General features: G+C 67.9%; 17 protein-coding genes. 7 read left to right on the forward strand and 10 right to left on the reverse strand.

From position 1 onward, the window contains the following. Window positions 1–342 precede the first annotated feature (342 nt). On the forward strand, window positions 343–1,371 hold the full coding sequence (gene adhP, locus ACM0M4_RS30250) for an alcohol dehydrogenase AdhP (protein ID WP_003096816.1): 1,029 nt from the start codon (window positions 343–345) through the stop codon (window positions 1,369–1,371). Between the two features lie 36 nt (window positions 1,372–1,407). Here adhP and ACM0M4_RS30255 read toward each other — a convergent pair whose 3' ends face one another. Further along, on the reverse strand, window positions 1,408–2,316 hold the full coding sequence (locus ACM0M4_RS30255; RefSeq protein ID WP_003096819.1) for a LysR substrate-binding domain-containing protein: 909 nt from the start codon (window positions 2,314–2,316) through the stop codon (window positions 1,408–1,410). Between the two features lie 175 nt (window positions 2,317–2,491). Here ACM0M4_RS30255 and aspA point away from each other — a divergent pair, with 175 nt between their 5' ends. Next, window positions 2,492–3,916, forward strand: coding sequence for an aspartate ammonia-lyase (gene aspA, locus ACM0M4_RS30260; protein ID WP_003096822.1), 1,425 nt, complete (start codon window positions 2,492–2,494; stop codon window positions 3,914–3,916). Window positions 3,917–4,279: 363 nt separating this feature from the next. Here the strand turns inward: aspA and ACM0M4_RS30265 are convergent, their stop codons facing one another. Beyond that, window positions 4,280–5,494 carry a YeeE/YedE family protein gene (locus tag ACM0M4_RS30265; protein WP_003106317.1) on the reverse strand — a complete coding sequence of 405 codons (1,215 nt, stop codon included), beginning with the start codon at window positions 5,492–5,494 and terminating at the stop codon, window positions 4,280–4,282. A 36-nt stretch (window positions 5,495–5,530) separates the two neighbouring features. Then, window positions 5,531–7,006 (reverse strand): PLP-dependent aminotransferase family protein, encoded by a 1,476-nt coding sequence (locus ACM0M4_RS30270; RefSeq protein ID WP_003136388.1) that lies wholly within the window; start codon window positions 7,004–7,006, stop codon window positions 5,531–5,533. A 127-nt stretch (window positions 7,007–7,133) separates the two neighbouring features. Here ACM0M4_RS30270 and ACM0M4_RS30275 point away from each other — a divergent pair, with 127 nt between their 5' ends. Together ACM0M4_RS30275 and ACM0M4_RS30280 are read left to right on the forward strand one after the other, a co-directional pair. Then, window positions 7,134–7,583: a GNAT family N-acetyltransferase gene (locus ACM0M4_RS30275; RefSeq protein WP_034017039.1), complete on the forward strand. Its 450-nt coding sequence runs from the start codon at window positions 7,134–7,136 to the stop codon at window positions 7,581–7,583. An 8-nt stretch (window positions 7,584–7,591) separates the two neighbouring features. Further along, a complete protein-coding gene (locus ACM0M4_RS30280; RefSeq protein WP_054375670.1) occupies window positions 7,592–8,266 on the forward strand; it encodes a GNAT family N-acetyltransferase in 675 nt (224 codons plus the stop codon). 24 nt (window positions 8,267–8,290) lie between these two features. Here ACM0M4_RS30280 and mtr read toward each other — a convergent pair whose 3' ends face one another. The 3 genes from mtr to ACM0M4_RS30295 all read right to left on the reverse strand — a co-directional run bounded on the left by mtr (window position 8,291) and on the right by ACM0M4_RS30295 (window position 12,979). Then, window positions 8,291–9,544 carry a tryptophan permease gene (gene mtr / locus ACM0M4_RS30285; protein ID WP_003146817.1) on the reverse strand — a complete coding sequence of 418 codons (1,254 nt, stop codon included), beginning with the start codon at window positions 9,542–9,544 and terminating at the stop codon, window positions 8,291–8,293. Between the two features lie 180 nt (window positions 9,545–9,724). Next, a complete protein-coding gene (oadA, locus tag ACM0M4_RS30290; protein ID WP_054375669.1) occupies window positions 9,725–11,548 on the reverse strand; it encodes a sodium-extruding oxaloacetate decarboxylase subunit alpha in 1,824 nt (607 codons plus the stop codon). Between the two features lie 15 nt (window positions 11,549–11,563). Continuing rightward, window positions 11,564–12,979, reverse strand: coding sequence for an acetyl-CoA carboxylase biotin carboxylase subunit (locus tag ACM0M4_RS30295; protein WP_003096848.1), 1,416 nt, complete (start codon window positions 12,977–12,979; stop codon window positions 11,564–11,566). Between the two features lie 213 nt (window positions 12,980–13,192). Here ACM0M4_RS30295 and pycR point away from each other — a divergent pair, with 213 nt between their 5' ends. Then, entirely contained in the window at window positions 13,193–14,128 is a 936-nt protein-coding gene (gene pycR, locus ACM0M4_RS30300; RefSeq protein WP_003121355.1) for a LysR family transcriptional regulator PycR, read from the forward strand. On the opposite strand, the gene ACM0M4_RS30305 is transcribed toward pycR, so the two are convergent. Both ACM0M4_RS30305 and hexR read right to left on the reverse strand, forming a co-directional pair. Beyond that, complete coding sequence (locus ACM0M4_RS30305) at window positions 14,082–14,297, reverse strand: PA3496 family putative envelope integrity protein (protein ID WP_003105559.1); 216 nt, start codon at window positions 14,295–14,297, stop codon at window positions 14,082–14,084. The two genes, pycR and ACM0M4_RS30305, sit on opposite strands and share 47 nt — an antisense overlap. Before the next feature lie 106 nt (window positions 14,298–14,403). Beyond that, window positions 14,404–15,285 carry a transcriptional regulator HexR gene (gene hexR / locus ACM0M4_RS30310; protein ID WP_003096857.1) on the reverse strand — a complete coding sequence of 294 codons (882 nt, stop codon included), beginning with the start codon at window positions 15,283–15,285 and terminating at the stop codon, window positions 14,404–14,406. 85 nt (window positions 15,286–15,370) lie between these two features. Here hexR and zwf point away from each other — a divergent pair, with 85 nt between their 5' ends. Next, a complete protein-coding gene (gene zwf, locus ACM0M4_RS30315; RefSeq protein WP_003096859.1) occupies window positions 15,371–16,837 on the forward strand; it encodes a glucose-6-phosphate dehydrogenase in 1,467 nt (488 codons plus the stop codon). Window positions 16,838–16,917: 80 nt separating this feature from the next. Next, window positions 16,918–18,312 (forward strand): tRNA 5-hydroxyuridine modification protein YegQ, encoded by a 1,395-nt coding sequence (gene yegQ / locus ACM0M4_RS30320; RefSeq protein ID WP_003142098.1) that lies wholly within the window; start codon window positions 16,918–16,920, stop codon window positions 18,310–18,312. On the opposite strand, the gene ACM0M4_RS30325 is transcribed toward yegQ, so the two are convergent. Beyond that, window positions 18,306–19,031 carry a DUF3142 domain-containing protein gene (locus tag ACM0M4_RS30325; protein WP_003096864.1) on the reverse strand — a complete coding sequence of 242 codons (726 nt, stop codon included), beginning with the start codon at window positions 19,029–19,031 and terminating at the stop codon, window positions 18,306–18,308. The two genes, yegQ and ACM0M4_RS30325, sit on opposite strands and share 7 nt — an antisense overlap. Beyond that, window positions 19,028–21,229, reverse strand: a complete 2,202-nt coding sequence (locus ACM0M4_RS30330; protein ID WP_054375667.1) for a hypothetical protein — start codon at window positions 21,227–21,229, stop codon at window positions 19,028–19,030. The genes ACM0M4_RS30325 and ACM0M4_RS30330 overlap by 4 nt, the downstream gene beginning before the upstream one ends. Between the last annotated feature and the right edge of the window lie 32 nt (window positions 21,230–21,261).

Below are 21,261 nucleotides of genomic sequence, written 5' to 3' on the forward strand. Positions count from 1 at the left end.
TGCCTCTCTCAAATGCGCCGTCCGGCGCGTCAGAAACCAACAAGCCACGCTTCGTCGAGGGGCGTGGCTTGTACTGGGCCGAGCCGGCGGGCAGTGCCGGTTCGAAGGCGGCGCAGTATACCGCAAAGGCAGGCCGGGCGCGCGCCGGGGGCTACCGTCCGTCCCGTTTTTTCGCGCCATGGCGGGAAACTTGCCGCAACTCAATGCGCGCCTACCACGAGCGGCCAGACTGGTTGTCGCGGCGCGCTCCGAGGGAGCGGCGGCCGCGCCGGTTCCGCAGCCTGTCGCGGTGCCCGTCAAAGGCGCCGCGACAGGCGCTCAGCCCCGTCCAAGGAGATGACCATGACCCTGCCACAGACCATGAAAGCCGCGGTCGTGCACGCCTACGGCGCGCCGCTGCGGATCGAGGAAGTCAAGGTTCCGCTGCCCGGCCCCGGGCAGGTACTGGTGAAGATCGAAGCCTCCGGCGTCTGCCACACCGACCTGCATGCCGCCGAGGGCGACTGGCCGGTGAAGCCGCCGTTGCCGTTCATTCCCGGTCACGAAGGCGTCGGCTACGTCGCCGCGGTGGGCAGCGGAGTGACCCGGGTGAAGGAAGGCGACCGGGTCGGCATCCCCTGGCTGTACACCGCCTGCGGCTGCTGCGAGCACTGCCTGACCGGCTGGGAGACCCTCTGCGAGAGCCAGCAGAACACCGGCTACTCGGTGAACGGCGGCTATGCCGAATACGTATTGGCCGACCCGAACTACGTCGGAATTCTGCCGAAAAACGTCGAATTCGCTGAAATCGCGCCGATCCTCTGCGCCGGCGTCACCGTCTACAAGGGGCTCAAGCAGACCAACGCGCGCCCCGGCCAGTGGGTGGCGATCTCCGGCATCGGCGGCCTCGGCCACGTCGCCGTGCAGTACGCCAGGGCCATGGGCCTGCACGTCGCCGCCATCGACATCGACGACGCCAAGCTGGAACTGGCGCGCAAGCTCGGTGCCAGCCTGACGGTCAACGCCCGGCAGGAAGACCCGGTGGAGGTGCTCCAGCGCGACATCGGCGGCGCCCACGGGGTGCTGGTCACCGCGGTATCCAACAGCGCCTTCGGCCAGGCCATCGGCATGGCGCGCCGCGGCGGCACCATCGCCCTGGTCGGCCTGCCGCCGGGTGACTTCCCGACGCCGATCTTCGACGTGGTGCTCAAGGGCCTGCACATCGCCGGCTCCATCGTCGGCACCCGCGCGGACCTTCAGGAAGCCCTCGACTTTGCCGGCGAAGGCCTGGTCAAGGCGACCATCCATCCGGGCAAGCTGGACGACATCAACCAGATCCTCGACCAGATGCGCGCCGGGCAGATCGAGGGGCGCATCGTCCTCGAGATGTGACCTGCGGGGCGGCGTCCCGGCGCCGCCCTTGCCTGTCTACTCGACGCTGCCCAGCCCGCCTTCCAGCTTGCGCCAGAGCAGGCGGATCGCCGCCTTGCGTACCAGCGCGCAGCGGTACAGGCGGATTTCCTGCGGCACGAACCATTGCGGCCCGCCACAGATCGCCAGCTCACCGCGCTCCAGTTCGTTGACCACGCTCAGCCGTGGCACCCAGGCCACGCCCATGCCTTGCAGCGCCATGCTCTTCAGGCTGTCGGCCATCGCCGTCTCGTAGACCGTGGTGTAGCGCAGGTTGCGCTGGCGCAGCAGCAGGTTGACCCCGCGGCCGAGGAAGGCGCTGGCGCTGTAGGCGAGCAGCGGCACGCTCTGGCCGTTCTCCAGGTCGAACAGCGGCTGGCCCTCGGCGTTCACCGCGCAAACCGGCAGCATCTCGGTGCGCCCCAGGTGCAGCGAGGGGAAGATCTCCGGGTCCATCTGCAACGCGGCGTCAGGGTCGTAGAACGCCAGCATCAGGTCGCAGCTACCCTCGCGCAGGGAATGCACCGCCTCGCCGACGTTGGTGGCGATCAGCCGGCTGGCGATGTTCAGCCCCTCGTTGCGCAGCCGCGCGATCCACTGCGGGAAGAAGCCCAGCGCCAGCGAGTGGGCGGCGGCGAACTGCAGCACCTCGCCCTGCCCGCCTTCCAGGTGGTGCAGGTGGCGCACCACCTGGCCGAGCTGCTCGACCACGCTGCGCGCGGTGACCAGGAACAACTGCCCGGCCTCGGTCAGTTCCACCGGCGTGCGCTGGCGATTCACCAGGGTCAGGCCGAGGGCGTCCTCCAGGCTGCGAATGCGCCGGCTGAAGGCCGGCTGGGTGACGAAGCGTTTCTCCGCCGCCTGGGAAAAGCTGCGGGTGCCGGCCAGGGCGATGAAATCCTCCAGCCACTTCAGTTCGAGGTTCACGACGGGAAAGGCTCCGGTAATGCGATGACACGTCCGCCATCATACCAGCGTCACATCCAACATTATGCCGTTTGTGCATGAGGCAGCGTTTAACAGCATTGGCCACGAAATCGTCACATCCTTAGTCTAGTGGGCATCGCGGCACTGGCCGTGTCCCTCTGAGACAAATCCCGTCATGTCCCCCGTTGCATCTTCCCGTATCGAGAAAGACCTGCTCGGCACCCTCGAAGTGCCCGCTGACGCCTACTACGGCATCCAGACCCTGCGCGCCGTGAACAACTTCCGCCTCTCCGGGGTGCCGCTGTCGCACTACCCGAAGCTGGTCGTTGCCCTGGCCATGGTCAAGCAGGCCGCCGCCGACGCCAACCGTCAGCTCGGCCATCTCCCGGAAGACAAGCACGCCGCCATCAGCGAGGCCTGCGCCCGCCTGATCCGCGGCGATTTCCACGAGCAGTTCGTGGTGGACATGATCCAGGGCGGCGCCGGCACCTCCACCAACATGAACGCGAACGAAGTGATCGCGAACATCGCGCTGGAAGCCATGGGCCATACCAAGGGTGAGTACAAGTACCTGCACCCGAACAACGATGTGAACATGGCGCAGTCGACCAACGACGCCTACCCGACCGCCATCCGCCTGGGCCTGCTGCTCGGCCACGACACCCTGCTGGCCAGCCTCGACAGCCTGATCCAGGCCTTCGCCGCCAAGGGCGTCGAATTCGCCGGCGTACTGAAGATGGGCCGCACCCAATTGCAGGACGCCGTGCCGATGACCCTCGGCCAGGAATTCCACGCTTTCGCCACCACCCTCGGCGAAGACCTCGATCGCCTGCGTCGCCTGGCGCCGGAGCTGCTCACCGAAGTGAACCTCGGCGGCACCGCCATCGGCACCGGCATCAACGCCGACCCCGGCTACCAGAAGCTCGCCGTCGAGCGCCTGGCCGCCATCAGCGGGCAGCCGCTGAAACCGGCCGCCGACCTGATCGAAGCCACCTCCGACATGGGCGCCTTCGTGCTGTTCTCCGGCATGCTCAAGCGCACCGCGGTCAAGCTGTCGAAGATCTGCAACGACCTGCGCCTGCTCTCCAGCGGCCCGCGCACCGGCATCAACGAGATCAACCTGCCGCCGCGCCAGCCGGGCAGTTCGATCATGCCGGGCAAGGTCAACCCGGTGATCCCGGAAGCGGTCAACCAGGTCGCCTTCGAAGTGATCGGCAACGACCTCGCCCTGACCCTGGCGGCCGAAGGCGGCCAGTTGCAACTGAACGTGATGGAGCCGCTGATCGCCTACAAGATCTTCGACTCGATCCGCCTGCTGCAACGCGCCATGGACATGCTCCGCGAGCACTGCATCACCGGCATCACCGCCAACGTCGAGCGCTGCCACGAACTGGTCGAGCACAGCATCGGCCTGGTCACCGCGCTGAACCCGTACATCGGCTACGAGAACTCCACGCGGATCGCCAAGACCGCCCTGGAGAGCGGCCGCGGCGTCCTGGAACTGGTACGCGAGGAAAAGCTGCTGGACGAAGCCACCCTGGCCGACATCCTGCTGCCGGAAAACATGATCGCGCCGCGCCTGATTCCGCTGCGCGCCTGATCCGATACGAGATCGAGCGCGCCCAGGTCCGGCTGTCGACGCAGCCGGGCCGCAGCGCAGCCGATCGAAGAAGGCTCACCGGTAGAGGGGGAGTACTACCCCCTCGACCTTTAGGGATGGATACCCTTCATCCCTTCTTTTATACCCGGCGCCCCGGCCCAGCCGCGGCGCCACGCTCACCGGTCGAGAGGGATACCAACTTTCCCTCTCTACACTCTGAGGGACACGGCGACCTGCGGTGTCCCTTCTTTTTTTCACCGCTCAGGACGGCCCGCAGATCTTCCCCGTTGCCGAGGTGTTGTGTGGCTGCGCTCACCTGTGGATAACGTCCGCGTCATACGTCCTACGAAGGCATATCCCCTCTCAACACCCCGTCAACCCTTGCTCCCGCCGCTCCTCCGGGAAGAAATAAGGCCTCAATACCCGTACCCCGACGCTGTTGCCGGCAAACGCCGCCACCAACCACAACCAGCCATGCAGGCTGCCGGACGCGATCCCGCTGAAATACGCGCCGATGTTGCAGCCATAGGCCAGGCGCGCGCCGTAGCCGAGCAGCAGCCCGCCGATCACCGCCGCCGCCAGCGAACGGCGCGGGATGTCCAGGTTCGGCGCGAAGCGTCCGGCCAGGCCGGCGGCGAGCAGCGCGCCGAGGACGATGCCGATGTCCATCACGCTGGTGATGTCTTCCCACAGCGGCGCGGCCAGCGCCTTGGCGTTCGCCGGCGTCTGCCAGAAGGCCCAGGCGCCGACGTCCAGGCCCACGCCCTGGGCGATCTTCGCGCCCCACAGGGCGAAGGCCGACGTGATGCCCCAGGGGCGTCCGGCGAGGTACAGGGTGAGGAAGTTGAGCAGCGCCAGCGCCAGCGCCCCCCAGACCAGCGGCCAGGGGCCGCGGAGGAAGCGCCGCCAACCACGCCATTCGGCGCTCGGCGGGGTTTCCAGGGTGCCGTGGCGGGCCTTCTCCATGCGTACCGTGACCCCGGCGATGCCGATGAACACCGCCAGGCTCAACACCAGCGCCGGTGCCAGGCCCAGTTCGGCGACCAGCGAGATCGGCGGCAGCGACGGCAGGGCGAACCACCAGCCGACATGCTGGGTGGCGATCAGCGAGCCGAGGATGAAGAACAGCAGGGTCACCAGCATCCGCGCGTTGCCGCCGCCGACGGTGAACAGGGTGCCGGAGGCGCAGCCGCCGCCCAGTTGCATGCCGATGCCGAAAATGAAGGCGCCGACGATCACCGAAGTGCCGACCGGCGAGACGAAACCGCTCACCGGCTGGCCGAACAGGCTGCCCGCCGCCAGCGCCGGGAAGAACAGCAGCACCGCCAGCGCCAGCATCACCATCTGCGCGCGCAGCCCGGCGCCACGCCGTTCGCGGATGAATACCCGCCAGGCGGAGGTGAAGCCGAAGGCGGCGTGGTAGAGGGTCAGGCCCAGGGCGCCGCCGACGATGAAGAGGATGGCCTGGCGCGCGCTGACCGCGTTGAACAGGAACAGCCCGCCGAGCACCAGCAGGGCGAAGGCGATCAGGGGGGCGGCGAGCTTGCGCTCGGGCGCGGCGGAAAGGGCGACACTCATGGCTACTCCTGGGCGCGAGGGTGATCCGGGGGCATTCTAGTCAGTCGCGACGACGGGTCCAACCAGGGCCTCCCGCCGCCAGGCCTTGCGCAACGCCCGCAGCGCCTCGTCGATACGCGCCTCGGGTACTGCCGCGAAGCCCAGCACCAGGCCCGCGCGGTCGTCTGGCGCAACGCTGGAGTCGTCCATCCAGTAGTCGCTCAAGGCGCTGACTTCCACCCCGGCGGCTGCCGCCGCGGCGATCAGGGCCCGCTCCCGCGCCAGGCTGTCGACCCGCACGCACAGGTGCAGCCCCGCCTCCACCGCCGGCAACGGCTGGCAACCCGGCGCCTCTGGCCAGCCCCGCAGCAAGGCGTCGCGGCGGGCGCGGGCGGCGCGGCGCATGCGGCGGACGTGGCGCTGGAAATGCCCTTCGGCGATGAAGTCGGCCATGACCCGCTGGGTGCCCACCTCCGAATGGCGTACCTCGATGGCCCGCCGCTGGCGGAAGCGCTCGACCAGCGCCGGCGGGACCACCAGGTAGCCCAGGCGCAACGCCGGGAAGGCGATCTTGCAGAAGGTCCCGACGTAGAGCACCCGGCCCTGTCGGTCCAGCGCGGCCAGCGGCGCCAGCGGCGTACCGCTGTAGCGATACTCGCCGTCGTAGTCGTCCTCGACGATCCAGCCGTCGGCGCGCTCGGCCCACTCCAGCAGCTCCAGGCGCCGCGCCAGCGACAGGGTGACGCCGGTGGGGTACTGGTGTGACGGCGTGACATAGGCCAGGCGGCAGCCGGCGATGCCCGCGAGCCGGTCGCTGCGCAGGCCCTCGGCGTCGAGGTCGATCCCGTGCGGTACCGCGCCGGTCGCGGCGAAGGCCAGGCGCGCCGCGCGGTAGCCAGGGTTTTCCACAGCCACCGGATCGCCGTTCTCGAGCAACACCTGGGCGCACAGGCGGATGGCCTGCTGCGCGCCATGGGTGACGATCACCTGTTCCGCCTCGCAGCGCAGGCCGCGCGCGCTGCGCAGGTAGGCGGCGATCAGCTCGCGCAGGCGCGCCTCGCCGGCCGGGTCGCCGTAGCCCAGGCAGTCCGCCGGCGGGTTGCGCCAGAAGCGCGCCTGTAGCCGCGCCCAGGTGTCGAAGGGGAACAGGTCGAAGGCCGGCACGCCGACGCGGAACGCTCGCGGCGCGCCTTCCGGTGGCGGCGCCAGGGCCGCCGGGCCGCGCGGCGCGGGAGCGCTCGGGGCGACGGCGGGGGCCCTGCCTGGGATTTCCTGCAACTCGGCAACGTAGGTCCCGTCGCCTGTGCGCCCGTCGATATAGCCCTCGGCGTGCAACTGTTCATAGGCCCGCACCACGGTGTTGCGCGAGACCTTCAGGGCCTGGGCCAGCTCGCGGCTGGCGGGCATCCGCGTGCGGCTGCCGAGGCGGCCGTCGAGGATCCGTTCGCGCAGCGCGGCGTAGAGCTGGCGGGCCAGGCCCTGGGCGGGGTCGAGGTGGATGCCGGCGGCGTCGAAGGGCAGTACGGTGGCCATGGCGGTCTCGCAGGGAAGAAAGCGCCAGTGTGGATTGGACCTGTGGAATTGACCAGCAATGGATCTTCTAGCGGACCATTTCCCGGCCTAGTCTGGAGGCACCTTTACCCGGACATGGAACCGAGCCATGAGCACGTCCCTGCAGATTCGTCCCGTCGGCGCCGGCGACCACGCCGCCTGGCTGCCGCTGTGGGAGGGCTACCAGCGCTTCTACAAGACCGAGATCGCCGCCGCTACCAGCGACGCCACCTGGCAGCGCTTCCTCGACGCCGACGAACCGATGAACGCCGCCCTCGCCTGGCTCGACGAGCGCGCCGTGGGCCTGGTGCACTGGATCTACCACCGCTCCTGCTGGACCGTCGGCGACTACTGCTACCTGCAGGACCTGTTCGTCGCCGAGGGCCTGCGCGGCAAAGGCATAGGGCGCCGGCTGATCGAGCATGTCTACGCCGAGGCCGGCGCCGCTGGCTGTTCGCGGGTGCACTGGCTGACCCACGAGAGCAACAGCGACGCGATGAAGCTGTACGAGCGCATCGCCGACAAGTCCGGTTTCCTTCAGTACCGCAGGATTCTCTGAGGCCCACCATGCGCGAACCCTTGAACTGGCGCCCCGTCGCCACTCCACCCCACGCCCCGCTCGACGGCCGCTTCGTCAAGCTCGAACCGCTCGATCCGCAACGCCACGGCGACGACCTGTGGGACGCCCTGCAAGGGCCTGGCGCCGACCCGTTGCTGTGGGAATACCTGGCCTACGGCCCGTTCGCCGAGCGCCCGGCGTTCGACGCCTGGCTGGCCGGCCAGGCGGCCAGCCGCGACCCGCAGTTCTTCGCCGTGCGCGAGCGGCGCACGCAGCGCGCCGTCGGCCTGCTCAGCTACCTGCGGATCACGCCGAAGGATGGCGTCATCGAAATCGGTCATATCGCCTTCGGCGCGCCTATGCAGCGCACACCGGGGTCTACCGAGGCGGTCTACCTGCTCGCCGAACTCGCCCTCGGCCGCCTCGGCTACCGCCGCCTGGAGTGGAAGTGCAATGCCGGCAACGCCCGTTCGATGCGCGCCGCCGAGCGCCTGGGCTTCACCTACGAAGGCACCTTCCGCCAGCACATGGTGGTCAAGCAGCGCAACCGCGACACCGCCTGGTTCTCCCTGCTCGACAGCGAATGGCCGGCGCGACAGGCGGCGTTCGAGCGCTGGCTCGATCCTTCCAACTTCGACGCCGAAGGCCGCCAGCGGCAGACGCTGGAGGCGCTGCGCGACTAGCCCCTGGCAGGGACTGCCGGTCGCTCAACGGTACTCCGGCAGCCAGTGCAGGCTGGCCAGGATGTGCGCGACCGCGTTGGCCACGCCGAACAGCAGCACCAGCACGATCGCCGGCGTGCCGCCCCAGGCGCGGAACAGCGGGCTGCCGAAGCGCTTGCGCGAGGCCCGCGCCATCAGCGCCGGAACGATCACCGCCCAGAACGCCGCGGCCAGCCCGGCGAAACCGATGGCGTAGATGAAGCCGTTGGGGAACAGCAGCCCGCCGATGGTCGGTGGGACGAAGGTCAGCAACGCGGTCTTGAAGCGCCCGAAGTGGCTGTCGTCGAACTTGCACAGGTCGGCCAGGTAGTCGAACAGGCCGAGGGTCACGCCGAGGAAGGAGCTGGCCACCGCCAGGTTGGAGAAGGTGGTGAGCAACGCGTTCAGCGAATCCGACGCGGTGATCCGGTGCAGGTATTCCACCAGGGTGCCGACGTTGCTGCCGCCGGCGATGATGCCCTTGAACTGCTCGCGCGGGATGGTGCCCAGGGTGCTGGCCTGCCACAGCAGGTAGATGGCCAGGGCGATCAGGGTGCCGATCCACAGCGAACGGCTGATCCGCTGCGGGTCCTTGCCGTAGTACTTCATCAGGCTCGGCACGTTGCCGTGGTAACCGAAGGAAGTCAGGCAGAACGGCAGGGTCGCCAGCAGGTAGGGCCAGTAGACCGCGTCCGGCTCGCCGCTGTTGAACAGGATCGCCGGCTGGATGCGCCCGAGCAGGCCGCTGATGGAGAGGCCGAAGGTAATGATCATGCCGCCGAGCATCAGCGTGGTGATGCGGTCCACCGCGCGGGTGCTCCACCACACCACCAGCGCCACCGCCAGGGCGAACAGCAGCCCGGCGAGCTTTTCCGGCAGGGTCACGCCGAGGCCGCTGGACAGGGTGTAGCCGATGATCGAGCCGCCGCCGGAGATATAGGCATAGGTGAGGATATAGAGGACGAAGGCGATGCTCAGCCCGTTGACCACATTCCAGCCCTGGCCGAGCAGGTCGCGGGTGATGGTCGAGAAGCTCGAGCCCACCGGGTAGTTGAGGTTGGCCTCGAGGATCATCATCCCCGACAGCAGCATGCAGAACCAGGTGAGCAGGAACACCGCCACCGACCAGCCGAACCAGATGCCGGACATGGCGATGGGCAGGGAGAACATTCCGGCACCGACGGCGGTGCCGGCGATGATCATCGAACCGCCGAGCAGCGAGGGCCGGCGGCTGGGCGTTTGAGCTGGAGAGGACGACACCTGGACTTCCCGATAGTCAGCGCCTGCGGCGCGACGCGCCGTTGGGCAGAGGCGGCATTCTAGGCGGCGCGCGCGCCGGGCGCACCCTGGCAGGGCGAACAGCCGGCCGACGCGGCAACCGATGCCGATAAAAAAAGGGGAGCATCATGCTCCCCCAGGGACTTTAACCGTCTGTCGCGGTCAGCCCGCAATCTCGATCAGGATCTCGCCCGGGTTGACCCGGTCGCCCTTGGCCACGTGGATCGCCTTGACCGTACCGGCGATGCCGGCCTGGACCTCGGTTTCCATCTTCATCGCCTCGGTGATCAACACCGCCTGGCCGGCCTTGACGCTATCGCCTTCCTTCACCAGCACGTCGACGATGTTGCCCGGCATGGTGGTGCTGACGTGGCCCGGCTCGCTGGCATGCTTGCGGCCGCTGGCGGAGCCGGCGACATATTCGTTGAGCGGCTCGAACACCACTTCTTCCGGCATGCCGTCGATGGACAGGTAGAAGTGCCGCTTGTTGTCGCTCTTCACGCCGACCCCGGTGATGTCGACGCGGTAGGTCTCGCCGTGCACGTCGATGACGAACTCGGTCGGGGTGCCTTCCGCGCCAGCGGCGGCGACGCCCTTGCCGGTGGGAATCGGCAGCAGTTCCTCGGGCTTCAGGGTGCCGGCCTCACGCTCTTCGAGGAACTTGCGCCCGATGTCCGGGAACATCGCGTAGGTGAGTACGTCTTCCTCGGACTTGGCCAGGTTGCCGATCTCGCTGCGCAGCTTGTTCAGCTCCGGCTTGATCAGGTCGGCCGGGCGCACGTCGATGACTTCCTCGCTGCCGATGGCCTGGCGCCGCAGTTGCTCGTTGACCTCGCCGGGGGCCTTGCCATAACGGCCCTGCAGGTACAGCTTCACTTCGTTGGTGATGGTCTTGTAGCGCTCGCCGGCGAGCACGTTGAAGAACGCCTGGGTGCCGACGATCTGCGAAGTCGGCGTCACCAGCGGCGGGAAACCGAGGTCGGCGCGGACCCGCGGGATTTCCTCGAGCACCTCGCCCATACGGTTCAGCGCGCCCTGCTCCTTGAGCTGGTTGGCCAGGTTGGAAATCATCCCGCCCGGCACCTGGTTGACCTGCACGCGGGTATCCACGCCGGTGAATTCGCTCTCGAACTGGTGGTACCTCTTGCGCACCGCGTGGAAGTACATGCCGATCTCCTGGATCAGCTCCAGGTCCAGGCCGGTGTCGTAGGGGGTACCGCGCAGCGCCGCGACCATCGACTCGGTGCCCGGGTGGCTGGTGCCCCAGGCCATGCTGGAGATCGCCGTGTCGATACGGTCGGCGCCGTTTTCCACGGCCTTGAGCTGGCACATGCTGGCGACACCGGCGGTGTCATGGGAATGCACCACCACGTCCAGCGGCAGGGCGTCCTTCAGGGCCTTGACCAGGTCGCCGGTGGCATAGGGGGTGAGCAGGCCGGCCATGTCCTTGATGGCGATGGAGTCGACGCCCATGTCGGCCATCGCCTTGCCCTGGGCGACGAAGGCCTCGATGGTGTGCACCGGGCTGGTGGTGTAGCAGATGGTGCCCTGGGCGTGCTTGCCGGCGGCCTTCACCGCCTCGATGGAGACGCGCAGGTTACGCACGTCGTTCATCGCGTCGAAGATGCGGAACACGTCGATGCCGTTGACCGCCGCCTTGGCCACGAAGGCGCGCACCACATCGTCGCTGTAGTGGCGGTAGCCGAGCAGGTTCTGCCCGCGCAGGAGCATCTGCAGGCGGGTGTTGGGCAGCGCTGCCTTGAGCTTGCGCAGGCGTTCCCACGGGTCTTCCTTGAGGAAGCGCACGCAGGCGTCGAAGGTGGCGCCGCCCCAGACTTCCAGCGACCAGTAGCCGACGCGGTCGAGCTTGTCGCAGATCGGCAGCATGTCCTCGGTGCGCATGCGGGTCGCCAGCAGCGACTGGTGGGCATCGCGCAGGATGGTATCGGTGACGCCGGTCTTCTTCGCTTGGATGGTGTTGCTCATGTTCTGCTCCTTCCCTTACAGGCCGGCGTGGGCCGCGATGGCGGTGGCGATGGCGATGGCCAGGTGCGACGGGTTGCGCTTGATCGAGTACTGGGTCAGTTCCGGGTGGCTTTCGACGAAGCTGGTGTTGAACTGGCCGCTGCGGAATTCCGGGTTGCGGAGGATTTCCTGGTAGTACGGCGCGGTGGTCTTGACCCCTTGCACGCGCATGTCGTCGAGGGCGCGCAGTCCGCGATCGAGGGCCTCTTCCCAGGTCAGCGCCCAGACGATCAGCTTCAGGCACATCGAGTCGTAGTACGGCGGGATGGTGTAGCCGGTGTAGATCGCCGTGTCGGTACGCACGCCGGGGCCGCCGGGGGCGTAGTAGCGGGTGATCTTGCCGAACGAGGGCAGGAAGTTGTTCTTCGGGTCCTCGGCGTTGATGCGGAACTGCAGGGCGTAGCCGCGATGGACGATGTCGTCCTGCTTGACCGACAGCTCCAGCCCGGAAGCGATGCGGATCTGCTCGCGGACCACGTCGATGCCGGTGATTTCCTCGGTGATGGTGTGCTCCACCTGGACCCGGGTGTTCATCTCCATGAAGTACACCTCGCCGTCGGCGAGCAGGAACTCCACGGTGCCGGCGTTCTCGTAGCCCACCGCCTTGGCCGCGCGCACCGCCAGATCGCCGATGTAGGCGCGCTGCTCGGGGGTGAGCTGCGGGCTCGGGGCGATCTCGATGAGCTTCTGGTTGCGGCGCTGGATCGAGCAGTCGCGCTCGAACAGGTGCACGGTGTTGCCGAAGGAATCGGCGAGGATCTGCGCCTCGATGTGCTTGGGATTGACGATGCACTTCTCGAGGAATACTTCGGCGCTGCCGAAGGCCTTGGTCGCCTCGGAGATCACCCGCGGGAACGCCTGTTCCAGCTCCTCGCGGCTGTTGCAGCGACGGATGCCGCGACCGCCGCCGCCGGAGGTGGCCTTGAGCATCACCGGGTAGCCGATCCGCTCGGCTTCGCGCAGGGCCTCGGCGAGATCGGCGACGTTGCCTTCGGTGCCGGGGGTGCAGGGCACGCCGGCGGCGATCATGCTGCGGCGGGCTTCGGTCTTGTCGCCCATGCGGCGGATCACTTGCGCCGACGGGCCGATGAACTTGATACCGCGCTCGGCGCAGATTTCCGCCAGCTCGGCATTTTCCGAGAGGAAGCCATAGCCGGGGTGCAGGGCGTCGCAGCCACTTTCCACCGCCAAGTTCACCAGGGCGCGCGGGTTGAGGTAGCCGGCCAGCGGGTCCGCGCCGATGCTGTGGGCTTCGTCGGCGCGCTTGACGTGCAGCGCGTGGCGATCGGCCTCGGAGTAGACGGCCACCGAGCGGATGCCCATCTCGGCGCAGGCGCGCACGATGCGGACGGCGATCTCGCCGCGGTTGGCGATCAGGATCTTCTTGATCACGGAGGTCTCCCTCTTCGGGGTTGGGAACCTGGTACGGTCGATCCGGATATTCCGGTCGCTGCATGACCGGCAGGCAGCTCCCGGTCGCACTTTTACCCTACCCCCGCGAGGGTGATTAACAAAAATCAATAATTATTGGGATAGCCATTAGAAAAGCTTTATAGTCGCCCGACCGATCTCGGTCAGAGTGTGACTGGAATGCGTAAGTCGTTGATGCGTATGACATTACGGCAGCTTCAGGTTTTCCGTGCCGTATGCGAGAGCCGCTCCTACAGCCGGGCGGCGGAGGAAATGGCCCTGACCCAGCCGGCGGTCAGCCTGCAGATCCGCCAACTGGAAGAGCTGGTCGGCCAGCCGCTGTTCGAGTACGTCGGCAAGAAGCTCTACCTGACCGATGCCGCCGAAGCCCTGCTGAAGACCAGCACCGACCTGTTCCAGCGCCTGGAAAGCCTGGACATGCAGCTCTCGGACCTGAAGGGCTCGCTGCAGGGCCAGTTGCGCCTGGCGGTGGAGTCCAGCGCCAAGTACATCACCCCGCACCTGTTCAAGGCGTTCCAGAACCTGCATCCGGAAGTCAGCCTGAGCCTGACGGTGGTCAACCGCACCCAGGTGATCAAGCGCCTGGCCGACAACCGCGACGACCTGGTGATCATGTCCCTGGTACCGCAGGACATGGCCCTGGAGTTCCTGCCCTTCCTGAACAACCCGATCATCGCCGTGGCGCCGCCGGACCATCCGCTGTGCAACGCCGCGAAGCTGGCCCTGAAGGACCTGGAGCCCTTCCCGCTACTGGTCCGCGAACCGGGCTCCGGCACCCGCAAGGCTTGCGAGGAGTTCTTCCAGCAACGCCGCGCGCACTTCTCGCAGATCCAGGAGATCGCCTCGCTGGAGTCCCTGCGCGAAGGGGTGATCGCCGGCCTCGGCCTGGCCCTGCTGCCGCGCCATGCGGCGCACCAGGAACTGGCCAACGGCCTGCTGCGCGAACTACCGGTGGAGGAATTGCCGCTCTATCGCAGCTGGTGCCTGGTGCACGCCAAGGGCAAGCGCCTGAGCCCGGTGGCCCAGGCGTTCGTCGCCTTCGTCCGCGAGGAGCGGGCGCTGATCAGCCAGCTCGCTGGGCGCTTCGCCGGCCCTGGCGGTTCGAGCTGAGGTAGGCGGCGGCTACCAGCTCGGGGTAGTCGGCCAGTTCCTGGCGCAGGCGCAGTTCTTCGCAGTGGTCCTCGATCGCCCGGCGGAATTGCATGCGCCGCTGGTCTTCGAGCTTGCGGCGGGTTTTCGAATCCACGTGCTGGGCATTGGCATCGCTATGACGGGGCATCTCGCGTCTCCCATGGCCGACTGGCTGGAGTCGCGAGCATCGCGCAGCAATGTGACGGTTTGGCGGCAGGCCGGTGAAGACTGCGTTATGCCTTCCCGGCGGCGCCTCAGGACGGCTCGCCGCGCTCTTCCTGGTTCTTCATCACCTTCGGCGACAGGCGCAGGCTGCGCAGGCTGCGCTTGACGCTCTTGAGGTGGTTGACCAGGTCCGGGCCGCGGGCCATGGCCACGCCCATCGCCAGCACGTCGATCACCACCAGGTGGGCGATGCGCGAGGTCAGCGGGGTGTAGATGTCGGTGTCCTCGTGCACGTCGATCGCCAGGTTGACCGTGGCCAGGTCGGCCAGCGGGGTCTGGCTCGGGCACAGGGTGATCAGCGTGGCGCCGGCCTCGCGGACCAGGTTGGCGGTGATCAGCAGGTCCTTCGAGCGACCCGACTGGGAAATGCAGATGGCCACGTCGCTGGGCTTGAGCGTCACCGCCGACATCGCCTGCATGTGCGGGTCGGAGTAGGCCGCCGCCGACAGCAGCAGGCGGAAGAACTTGTGCTGGGCATCCGAAGCCACCGCGCCGGAAGCGCCGAAGCCGTAGAACTCCACGCGCTGGGCGTGGGCGATGGCGGCGATGGCGCGCTCCAGGGCGTGGGTGTCCAGGTGCTCGCGGACTTCCATCAGGCTGTGCAGCGTGGTGTCGAAGATCTTCAGGCTGAAGTCGGCCACCGAGTCGCTCTCGTGGATCGAGAACTGGCCGAAGCTGGCGCCGGCCGCCAGGCTCTGCGCCAGCTTCAGCTTGAGGTCCTGGAAGCCGCTGCAGCCGATGGCGCGGCAGAAGCGCACGATGGTCGGCTCGCTGACCCCGACCCCATGGGCCAGTTCGGCCATGGAGCTGTGCATGACCGACGCCGGATCGTTGAGAACGTGATCGGCGACCTTGAGTTCCGACTTGCGGAGCTGTTGGCGGGACTGGGCTATGTGCTGCAGCAGGTTCACAGGCTGGGCTCGATTCTCTGTAGTAACCTTGTAGTTATACTACAAACAGTCAGCCACGCCCAGCCAACGCCGTCGGGAGCTTGCCTTGAGTACACCAGCCACTCCAACGTCCTGCGACATCCTGGTCTTCGGCGGTACCGGCGACCTGGCCCTGCACAAGCTGCTGCCGGCGCTCTATCGCCTGCACCGGGAGGACCGCCTGCCGGCCGATACACGGATCTTCGCCCTCGCCCGCAGCGCGCTGGACAACGCCGCCTTCCTCGCCCTCGCCGAGCGCAACGTCCGCGCGGTGGTGGCGCGCAGCGAGTTCGCCGCCGAACAATGGAAAGGCTTCGCCGCGCGCCTCGACTACCTGGCCATGGACGCCTCGCAGAGCGCCGACTTCGGCCGTCTCGCGCGGCACCTGAAGAGCAGCGAGGGCCGGGTGCTGGTGCACTACCTGGCGACCTCGCCGAGCCTGTTCGCGCCGATCGCGCAGAACCTCTCCATCGCCGGCCTCGCCGGGCCGCAAGCGCGCATCGTGCTGGAAAAACCGCTGGGCCATTCGCTGGACTCGGCGAGGGCGATCAACCAGTCCATCGGCCGGGTGTTCGACGAGTCGCGGGTGTTCCGCATCGACCACTACCTGGGCAAGGAAACCGTGCAGAACCTGATGGCCCTGCGCTTCGCCAATGCGTTGTTCGAGCCGGTCTGGCGCGCGGCGCACATCGACCATGTGCAGATCAGCGTCAACGAGACCCTTGGCGTGGAGAACCGTGGCGGCTACTACGACCACGCCGGGGCGATGCGCGACATGGTGCAGAACCATCTGCTCCAGTTGCTCTGCCTGGTGGCGATGGAGGCGCCGGTGCGTTTCGACGCCGAGGCTGTGCGCAACGAGAAGCTCAAGGTGCTGCAGGCGCTGAAGCCGATCTCCGGGCTCGACGTGCAGGACAAGACGGTACGCGGCCAGTACGCCGCCGGCAGGATCGGCGGCCAGGAGGTGCCGGCGTACTACTTCGAGAAGAACGTCGACAACGACAGCGATACCGAGACCTTCGTCGCGCTCCAGGCCGAGGTCGAGAACTGGCGCTGGGCCGGGGTGCCGTTCTACCTGCGCACCGGCAAGCGCATGGCGCGCAAGTGCTCGGAAATCGTCATCCAGTTCAAGCCGGTGCCGCACAGCCTGATCGACGGCGGCGGCGGGCCGGCCAACCGCCTGTGGATAAGGTTGCAGCCGGAGGAGCGGATCAGCGTGCAACTGATGGCCAAGACCCCGGGCAAGGGCATGCAACTGGAACCGGTGGAGCTGGACCTCAACCTGGCCGAGGCCCTCAGCCGCAACAAGCGGCGCTGGGACGCCTACGAGCGCCTGCTGCTGGACGTGATCGAGGGCGACTCGACGCTGTTCATGCGCCGCGACGAGGTAGAGGCCGCCTGGGGCTGGGTCGACCCGATCCTCGCCGGCTGGCGCGAGCACTACCAGAGCCCGCGGCCCTACCCGGCCGGCAGCAACGGCCCGGAACAGGCGCAACTGCTGCTGGAACTGCAGGGTCGACGCTGGCTGGAATGACGCGGACATTGATCCGGCTCAGGATCGCCCGGCGCGCGCTCGGCTAGAGTCGCGCGCCCACGTCGTTGCGAGCCCGAACCATGACCGCCACCGCCCTCCGCCCCGAACTGCTGTGCCCCGCCGGCACCCTGAAAAGCATGCGCTATGCCTTCGCCTACGGCGCCGATGCCGTCTACGCCGGGCAGCCGCGCTACAGCCTGCGGGTGCGCAACAACGATTTCGACCACGCCCAACTGGCCGAAGGCATCGCCGAGGCCCACGCGCTCGGCAAGCGCTTCTACGTGGTGGTCAACATCGCCCCGCACAACGCCAAGCTGAAGACCTTCCTGCGCGACCTGGAGCCGGTGGTCGCCATGGGTCCGGATGCGCTGATCATGTCCGATCCCGGCCTGATCATGCTGGTTCGCCAGCATTTCCCGCAGATGCCCATCCACCTGTCGGTGCAGGCCAACGCGGTGAACTGGGCCGCGGTGCAATTCTGGCGGCAGCAGGGCCTGACCCGGGTGATCCTTTCCCGCGAGCTGTCGCTGGAGGAGATCGAGGAAATCCGCCAGCAGGTGCCGGACATGGAGCTGGAAGTGTTCGTCCACGGCGCCTTGTGCATGGCCTATTCCGGGCGCTGCCTGCTGTCCGGCTACATCAACCGCCGCGACCCCAACCAGGGCACCTGCACCAATGCCTGCCGCTGGGAATACAAGGCGGTGGAGGGCCGCGAAGACGAGCTGGGCAACGTGGTGGCGCGGGAGCCGACCCTGGGACGCGGCGCGCCGACCGAGCAGGTGTTCCTCCTCGAGGAAGGCAACCGTCCCGGCGAACCGATGGCCGCCTTCGAGGACGAACACGGCACCTACATCATGAATTCCAAGGACCTCCGCGCCGTACAGCACGTCGAGCGGCTGGCGCGGATCGGCGTGCACTCGCTGAAGATCGAGGGCCGCACCAAGTCCCACTACTATGTGGCGCGCACCGCCCAGGTCTACCGCCAGGCGATCGACGACGCGGCGGCCGGCAAGCCGTTCGACCGCGGTCTGATGGACACCCTGGAGTCCCTCGCCCACCGCGGCTACACCGAGGGCTTCCTGCGCCGCCACGTGCACGACGAGTACCAGAACTACCAGCACGGCCATTCGTTGTCCGAGCGCCAGCAGTTCGTCGGCGAACTCACCGGCGAACGCCGCGACGGACTGGCCGAGGTGGAGGTGAAGAACCGCTTCCAGCGCGGCGACAGCGTCGAACTGATGACTCCGCGAGGCAACCTGAGCCTGCGCGTGGAGGACCTGCGCAACGCCGCCGGCGAGGCCATCGAGGTGGCGCCGGGCAATGGCCACGTGGTCTACCTGGCGCTGCCGGAAGGCCTGGACCTGCGCTACGCGCTACTGATGCGCGATCTCCAGCCCGGCCAGGATACCCGCCAGCCGCAGGCCGAACGCAGCGGCGGGTGTGCCGGCAAGGGCGCTTGCGGCTGCGCTCACTGAGGGTTGAGCAGGAACACCACGTAGCCCCTGAACCAGGGGCTCTTTTCCAGGTAGTCGGGGGCTTGCCAGTCGCCGCCCTGGACCAGGCCGATCCGGTACGGCAGCTGCAGGCGGCTGACCCGCGGGAGGTAGGCGGCGTGGTTGGGAATGCTGTGACGCCCCTGGTAGGTCTGCACCACCACTTCATCGACCACGCCCTTGAGCCGGTTGATCGCCGCCGGCTCGGCGTTGCTGCCCCAGTCGAGCAACCCGGTGATGCTCAAGCGGTATTCGCGGGGCAGGCGCCGGCGCAGGTCGCGGAGGAAATCGACGTACTCGTCGAGGTAGCGGGTACGCGCATCGAAGTCGATCTGGATGCCGACCACCGGGTTGCCGGCACGCTTCCAGCGCTGCACCTGGTTCAGCACGGCCTGGTAGATCTGCGGCGTCCAGCGCAGGGTATGGGCGCGGTACACCACCCAGACCTCGCCCCGCGCCAGGCGTGGCACCGAGATGCCCTGGGCGATCAGCCGCACGCCCTCGCCGGGGCGCCGGCGCGACTGGCTGATCTGTCCCTGCAGGATGTACAGCGTCTCGGCCCGCGCCAGCACCGGCTGCGGCGCGACGCCGCTCCACAGCCAGAAGGCGCCGTAGTCCTCGGCGCGCACCGCGGCCTCGACGGACGGCAACAGCGGCAGGCCCAGCAACAGGCCCGCCAGCCAGGCTCGCCAGCGCCTCACCAGTAGTACTTCAGTTCCTTGGCCCAGGAGCTGTCGGCGTAGGTCGACTTGAGCGTACGGAACCATTGCTTGCGCTCGGCCTGCGGGATGTCCTGCTGGCCGCAGGTGTTGTAGCCGGCCGGCGCGAAGCAGTTGATCGCGCGGAACAGCGCGTAGGCCTTGTCTTCGCGCGGAGCCTTGGGGTTGTCCATGACCAGGCGATAGCCATCCAGCCGGGAGTACACCTCGCCCTTGAAGCCGCTCGGGGTGCCGCCCAGCTCGTTGGCCTCGGGCTGGCTGTCCAGCGGCATGCCGTCGAGACCGTTGCGCAGGATGAATTCGCCCAGGCAGTTCAGGCCCTTCGGGTCCTTGTCATCGGCGGCCAGCGCCGCGGCCGACTCGGCGATGGCCGGGCAAACGTAGCCGGACTCGGCCTTGTCGCCCTTCCAGCGGAACAGCTCCAGGCTGTTACCGGCGCCGTAGACATAGCCGAGGCTGGTGCCCAGCTTGGTCTGCGAGGGGGTTTCGCCGAGCAGCGCGAAGTCCTTGCCGAAGTCGGCGAAGCGGCTGCGGCGCAGGTCCTTGTAAAGGAGAGTGAACAGCGCGGTATCGCGCTCTTCCGCCGTCGCGCCCTGCTTGGCCTGGCGGCGCAACAGCGCGGCGTCGGCGACGTTGCGCAGGAGGATGCTGCGCAGCAGCGGCTCCTGGACCGGCGAACCTTCGGCGAAGACCTTTTCCAACTGGCCGCTGCGCTCGTAGTTGAGCGCCAGGGCCAGCTGCAACTGGCCCTTCTGGTACGGCTGCGCGGCCTGCGGCAACAGTTCCAGCCAGAGCGCCTCGGCGGCTTTCCAGTCCTTCTGCTGCTCCAGCGCCAGCCCGCGCAGGGTCTGCTGGCTGAAGCCGACGTAGTCGAGGCTGCCGACCTTTTGCGGCAGCGCTTCGAGGGTCTTCGCCGGATCCTGGTCGACATAGAAGCGATAGGCCGCCTGCAGGTAGGCGAACAGTTCGGGATGCGCGGCGAAGCTGGCCTGTTGGGCCTGCAGCGTTTCCCAGGTGAAGCTGCGCGGGGTCGACGGATCGTGGGCGCGCATCTGCACCAGGTCGGCCACCGCCAGCAGCAGCGGGGTCTGGATGTCGCCGAGCTGGATACCGGTCAGGAGCTTGTTGTCGACCTCCTGGACCAGGTCTTCCAGGGCCATGTTGCGCTGCCCTTGCTCGGCTTCGGCGAATTGCGCGGCATAGTCCTGGGCCAGCAGCTTCTGGTCGCCGGCCAGCCAGTGCACGCGCCGTTGCAAGCCCTTGGCCGAGGCGGCGTAGAGCCCCTTCGGATACGCCTGCAGGTAGGCCTCGAGGGCGCTGCGGGTCTGTTCCAGGCGAGCCTTGTCGACATTCTGCAGCTCGGGGAAGCCCATGTCGTCGAAGGCGTTCTGCTGGGCGGCGTTGAGCAGGGTGCGCGCCTGCAGGTACAGGGCGGTTTCCTTCAGCCAGGGCTGCGACACGTCCTGCAACGCCTTGAAGCCCTGTTCGGCTTCGTCGAAGCGACCGCTGTAGAAGTTGGCCGCAGCCTCCAGGTACGTGGCCAAGGCCTTGCCTGCGGCCGACTCGACGCCTTGCGCGAGCACACCGCCCAGTTCCTCTTGTTCCCAGCCGCAGGCACCGAGCAGGTCCAGGCGGCTGTTGGCCAGGGCCTTGGTCTCCGCCTCGCCCAGCCCGGCGTCACGCACCTGGCGAAGAAACGCCAGCGCGCTGTCCTGGTCGTTGCTGCGGCAGCGGCTGCCCTCGCCCTCGAAGAATTCGGCGCCGGCGATCTTTTCCGGTAGCGCTTCGGCGCCCATCTGCCGGGCCAGTTCGGCGAGCGGCGAGGGCGCTGGCGCAGGCGGCGGTGTCTCGGCCTCGCTCGCCGCCGGCGGCGCGGGCGGCTGGCTGCCGTCGCCGGGCAGCAGGCGGAACAGGCCGAACGGTACCAGGCCGTAGCCTTCGAGCTTCTCTTCCTCCGACGGCGGCGCCTCCACCAGCCGCCAGTGGCCGGCGTCGGCCAGCAGCAGGCGCAGGTTGGCGCGGGTGTCGTTGCCCGGGGCGAGGAACGGCAGGGTATCGCAGACACCGCCGCCGACCAGCGACCAATCGGGATAGCAGGAGTCGTCGCTGCTGGCCTGGGCCAGCGGGGAGAGACCGGCGCCCACCAGCAGGAGGGCGGGAAGAAGCGGCTTCGAGCGCATGAATCGTCCTTAATTCGTGGGAGTCGAAAGTG

The organism is Pseudomonas sp. 18-147, assembly GCF_051048045.1.
Taxonomy (GTDB): Bacteria; Pseudomonadota; Gammaproteobacteria; order Pseudomonadales; family Pseudomonadaceae; genus Pseudomonas; species Pseudomonas aeruginosa.

Bases quoted from the DNA above. Each gene is read 5' to 3' on its own strand.
- oadA (WP_054375669.1), bottom strand. From the start codon at position 11,548: ATGAGCAACACCATCCAAGCGAAGAAGACCGGCGTCACCGATACCATC.
- ACM0M4_RS30275 (WP_034017039.1), top strand. From the start codon at position 7,134: ATGAGCACGTCCCTGCAGATTCGTCCCGTCGGCGCCGGCGACCACGCC.
- aspA (WP_003096822.1), top strand. From the start codon at position 2,492: ATGTCCCCCGTTGCATCTTCCCGTATCGAGAAAGACCTGCTCGGCACC.
- ACM0M4_RS30265 (WP_003106317.1), bottom strand. From the start codon at position 5,494: ATGAGTGTCGCCCTTTCCGCCGCGCCCGAGCGCAAGCTCGCCGCCCCC.
- ACM0M4_RS30280 (WP_054375670.1), top strand. From the start codon at position 7,592: ATGCGCGAACCCTTGAACTGGCGCCCCGTCGCCACTCCACCCCACGCC.
- yegQ (WP_003142098.1), top strand. From the start codon at position 16,918: ATGACCGCCACCGCCCTCCGCCCCGAACTGCTGTGCCCCGCCGGCACC.
- ACM0M4_RS30270 (WP_003136388.1), bottom strand. From the start codon at position 7,006: ATGGCCACCGTACTGCCCTTCGACGCCGCCGGCATCCACCTCGACCCC.
- pycR (WP_003121355.1), top strand. From the start codon at position 13,193: ATGCGTATGACATTACGGCAGCTTCAGGTTTTCCGTGCCGTATGCGAG.
- adhP (WP_003096816.1), top strand. From the start codon at position 343: ATGACCCTGCCACAGACCATGAAAGCCGCGGTCGTGCACGCCTACGGC.
- ACM0M4_RS30330 (WP_054375667.1), bottom strand. From the start codon at position 21,229: ATGCGCTCGAAGCCGCTTCTTCCCGCCCTCCTGCTGGTGGGCGCCGGT.
- ACM0M4_RS30305 (WP_003105559.1), bottom strand. From the start codon at position 14,297: ATGCCCCGTCATAGCGATGCCAATGCCCAGCACGTGGATTCGAAAACC.